The organism is Fusibacter sp. (assembly GCF_057447755.1).
The window spans coordinates 1-4,257 of record NZ_JBVBZF010000300.1 but is presented as its reverse complement, the minus strand read 5'-3'; the positions used below and the strand labels follow the sequence as shown (position 1 = coordinate 4,257).

Annotated in this window: 5 protein-coding genes; all 5 read right to left on the bottom strand. The window is 38.7% G+C overall.

Annotated features, from left to right (window positions below):
- The coding region (locus AC220I_RS18950) for a hypothetical protein (RefSeq protein ID WP_486725429.1) at nt 1-410 on the bottom strand (410 nt) is incomplete at its 3' end.
- 223 nt (nt 411-633) lie between these two features.
- Nucleotides 634-1,629, bottom strand: coding sequence for an SIS domain-containing protein (locus AC220I_RS18945; RefSeq protein ID WP_486725428.1), 996 nt, complete (start codon nt 1,627-1,629; stop codon nt 634-636).
- 19 nt (nt 1,630-1,648) lie between these two features.
- A complete protein-coding gene (locus AC220I_RS18940) occupies nt 1,649-2,395 on the bottom strand; it encodes an amino acid ABC transporter ATP-binding protein (RefSeq protein WP_486725427.1) in 747 nt (248 codons plus the stop codon).
- Nucleotides 2,396-2,397: 2 nt separating this feature from the next.
- Nucleotides 2,398-3,156 carry an amino acid ABC transporter permease gene (locus tag AC220I_RS18935; RefSeq protein ID WP_486725426.1) on the bottom strand — a complete coding sequence of 253 codons (759 nt, stop codon included), beginning with the start codon at nt 3,154-3,156 and terminating at the stop codon, nt 2,398-2,400.
- A gap of 112 nt (nt 3,157-3,268) precedes the next feature.
- On the bottom strand, nt 3,269-4,111 hold the full coding sequence (locus tag AC220I_RS18930) for a transporter substrate-binding domain-containing protein (RefSeq protein ID WP_486725425.1): 843 nt from the start codon (nt 4,109-4,111) through the stop codon (nt 3,269-3,271).
- Nucleotides 4,112-4,257: the final 146 nt, after the last annotated feature.

The following is a 4,257-nucleotide window of genomic DNA, read 5'->3' as shown; positions in this document are numbered from 1 at the left end:
GCACTTATATAACGTGGATCATCACAAGGCAGGATGGCATAGTGTTTAAATAAGCCATTTAAAAGCCAGACTTTTGAGGCTTCTGTGTATAGCGCCATGATGAATGCTTCATCGACAGTATCGTCAATTGCTATACCTTCATATGGCATCCAAATCTGTCGTTCACCTGATGGCTCGATCTTAATCTTTCCAATGAGATAACCTTTCATTTGACCATCTTCATATCCTGCAATACCAATGGTTTCGTTTGATGACAAGAGCTTTTTAAGTGGTGTCTGGCACAGGTCAAATGCTTGAATTTCGTCTTTTTGGTCCACAAACCTTTGAGCCTTGAACTGTCTTTTATGAAGAAGTCTGGATAGATCATCAAGATCTGAAAGTGTGGGCCTTCTAAAAGTAAATTGTCTCATAAGTCTTTTCCTCCAAATGATAGTACACACTGTAGTTAGTATACCGCAATTTAAAAAGACTTCAAATAAGATATGCATGTGTTTATGACAAGAAAAAAACCAAGCTGGGCATTCACTAGAGGAATGTGTCTTGGAATTTTTCTACAAATATTTTTATAAATACGATACTTGTTTATAGTGAGAATGTATTTATAAATTTTATCTTAATGAATTGTGAGGGGCATTAGTAAGCCAGTTGTCGATAATATCTTCGAATCTCCATCGGATGGCAGTTGATCTTTTCTAGATGAATATCAATACGGTTGGTCACCACACGAATTACAAGATGTGAAATATGACCGCGGTATTGTTTTGAGAAACCTTCAAGTGCGTAGTCTGCTGTATCGATAATTGTATAATTGCTACAAATACGAGGCAAGAAATTTGCAACGCGTTCACTGAGCACGCGCTGAGAATCTTCAGTGATAAATACAGTTACCGGGGTATCTCTTTCGATGATTTCGAACATGCCGTGGAAAAATTCTGCTGAATGAATGGATTTCGTTGGAATCCAGTGCTGCTCTTCCCAGTAGCACATTGCATATGAATATGTGGCGCCCCACTGATTGCCGGCACCGACAAAGTAATGCATTTTGTCATCTTTATGCTTTTCAGCAAAGGCAAGGCCAGATGCATCTGCCGTTTTCTCAGCGTCAATTAGTGCATTTGTAAGGTGTGCATCCATTTCTGCATAGAATTCATCATAGTCGGGAAACTCACCTGCAAGGTGCATAAACCTGTCTGCTAGCATGAATAACTTAAGCTGCTCATTGGCAGGATATGCGATTTCATAGTCTACAATTTGAGCGAGCTCAGTAGTTGGAACATCAATAAAGCCTACAACAACAGCACCGTCTGCCTGTGCTTTTTTGACACCATCGATAACTTCACTTGTACTTCCTGTAACCGATGAGATGACAACGATCGTGCCTTCACCCACTCTTCTATTACCTGTTGAACAGTACTCTGCTGCATTTTCAACAAAGATATCAATCTTAGATTTTTCTTTCATGTGTGTTACAACCTGCATGCAGGAAGCGTATGTGCCGCCAATTCCGAGCCAGCAAATACGGTCATAACCTTTGGCGTGCAATTGATCTGCGATTTGATTTATCTCACCTCGTAGCTGTAGAGCACCATTTATACTATCGCGTTGTTTTTTTTCGTCAAATTTTAACATGTCATTCTCCATTTTACTTTTAATGATTTGTGAATCGGCTTAAAAAGGCTTTTGTTCTTTCACTTTTTGGATTGCCAAAGAGTTGTTCAGGTGGCCCTTCTTCTTCTATAACACCTTTATCCATGAATACAACTCTTGTGGAAACATCTCGAGCAAAAGCCATTTCATGCGTTACAATGACCATGGTTAATCCTTCATTAGCCAGCTGCTTAATGACCTCAAGAACTTCACCCACCATTTCAGGGTCAAGTGCACTTGTGGGTTCGTCGAAGAGTAGTACATCAGGTTCCATGGCAAGCGCTCTTGCGATGGCAACACGTTGTTTTTGGCCACCTGAGAGTTGATGTGGTCTTGCATTAATATAGGCTCCCATGCCAACCTTTTTAAGGAAGGTCATGGCGAGTTCTTTTGCTTCTTTTTCACTCTTCTTCTTTACTTTTTCAGCACCGATCATACAATTCTTCAGCACCTTCATATTGGCAAATAGATTGAAGGATTGAAAGACCATGCCAACATTAGCACGATAAAGTGAAATTTCCTTTGGCTTATTTTCGATAACCTTACCATGGTATAGTACTTTACCACTTGTTGGTGTCTCAAGCATGTTGATACATCTTAAAAGTGTGGACTTACCAGAGCCAGATGCGCCAATCACGCTGATGACTTCGCCCTTTTGAACACAGAAATCAATGTCCTTTAAAACTTCATGCGTGCCAAAAGTTTTTCCTAAGTGTTCAACTCTCAAGGTAATATTTTGCGTATCCATTATTATATCTCCCCTAAATCAGCATCGTGTATTAACTCGTAATGATTGTCGCCATCTAACTTTTTCTCAAGTAGTGCGAGCAATCTAGAAGTAACAAAGGTCAGCACCAAATAGATTAAAGATATGATGAAGAATACTTCGAAATATCTAAAGTAAGTACCACAAGCTGTACGTCCCATAAAATAGAGCTCTGTAACTGAAATAACATTCAATACAGAAGTGTCTTTAATTGCTGAAACAAATCCGTTTCCAATCTGAGGGATCAGATTTCTAAAAGCCTGTGGCAAAATTACATAAATCATCGTTTGGATATGCGTCATACCAATGGCTTTAGCACCTTCGGTCTGCCCGTGATCTATGGAGGTGATCCCGCCTCTTACGGATTCAGACATATAGGCACCTGTGTTAAGGCTGAGGATTAAAACCCCTGCATAAATGGGCACCATGTTCCAGCCGAGTACCTGCATACTGCCATAATAGATGACCATGGCCTGAACCATCATCGGTGTACCTCTAAAGATTTCTACATAGATGCTCACGAGAATTTGCGAGAGCTTCACAAGGATCTTTTTTCCCATATGTGTGCCCTTCTCGATTGGCGTTCCTTGAATAATGCCCACGATAAATCCGATTAAGCATCCGAAGATAGTCCCTAGTGCAGCAATAAACAAGGTCGTCCCAGTTCCTCTTAAAAACATGCCGCCATATTCATTAAAAATTAATGCAACCCAACCAAAAAAACTTTCAGGTATGCTACTCATATTAAAACTCCTCTTTTATGATTAATCTGTTGTGTGTGATATAAAATAGGCCTTTTATCTAAATCAAAGACCTATTATACGAGCATCTTGTAATTTAAGACTGAATAAAAAACTATTCAGAAATTGGTTGCTTTTTGATGACTGTTTCCATTAATGCAGAACGTTCTTCTGCAGAAAAACCTGAAAGCACTTTGTTTACAGCTTCTAAAGTTTCAGTATCACCTTTTCTTACAGCAACAGCATTTGATGCTTCGCCTTTACTGTAATCAAAGCCCTTACCTTCTTCAAATTTAACAACCTTTAAATCCGGATTTGCAAGTGTAGCAGAATAAGCTTCAGTTTCCCCAAGGATTGTACCGTCTAATTTACCAGATCTAACTGCAACTAAAATTTCAGAGTTGCCACCTAAACCAGGTTGTTCATCAACTTCAGGAATTTGTGGAATTAAGTCCATCCATACTGTATTTAATTGACTTGTAACCTTAGTGCCTCTGAAGTCTTCAAGGGATGTTGCATTTGCGTATTGGCTATCCGCATTAACGATCATTACCATGTCACCAGTCCAGTAGTATTCAGAAAAATCAACACTTTTTTGTCTTTCTTCAGTAACACCCATACCTGCGATAATGGCATCGATTTTATTCGCATTAAGAGCAAGAATCAAACCATCCCAATCAATTTTATAAACTTCGAGTTTCCAGCCATTTGCATCAGCGATCTTCTTAGCCATTTCCACATCGTAACCATATGCGTAATCTGATGAGTCCATGATTGGCACAGCGCCATTTGAATCATCACTTTGAGTCCAGTTAAAAGGTGCATAACTACATTCCATACCCACTCTAAAAACTTTCTGTTGTGTTTCAGCTGCTGCTTCCGTTTTAGTAGCACATCCCACTAATGTACTTAAAATCATGACGCTAACCATTAATAAAGCAATAATTCTCTTTTTCATAATGTTCTCCTCTTCATTTAAATTTTCCCCTAAGTTAATGTTATGTGATGTATTTGACACATATAACAATACATAACGTTATATAACATTATAGCACATATTTCGAATCTGTAATCTAAAATATTTCGATTTAGACATATTTTTTT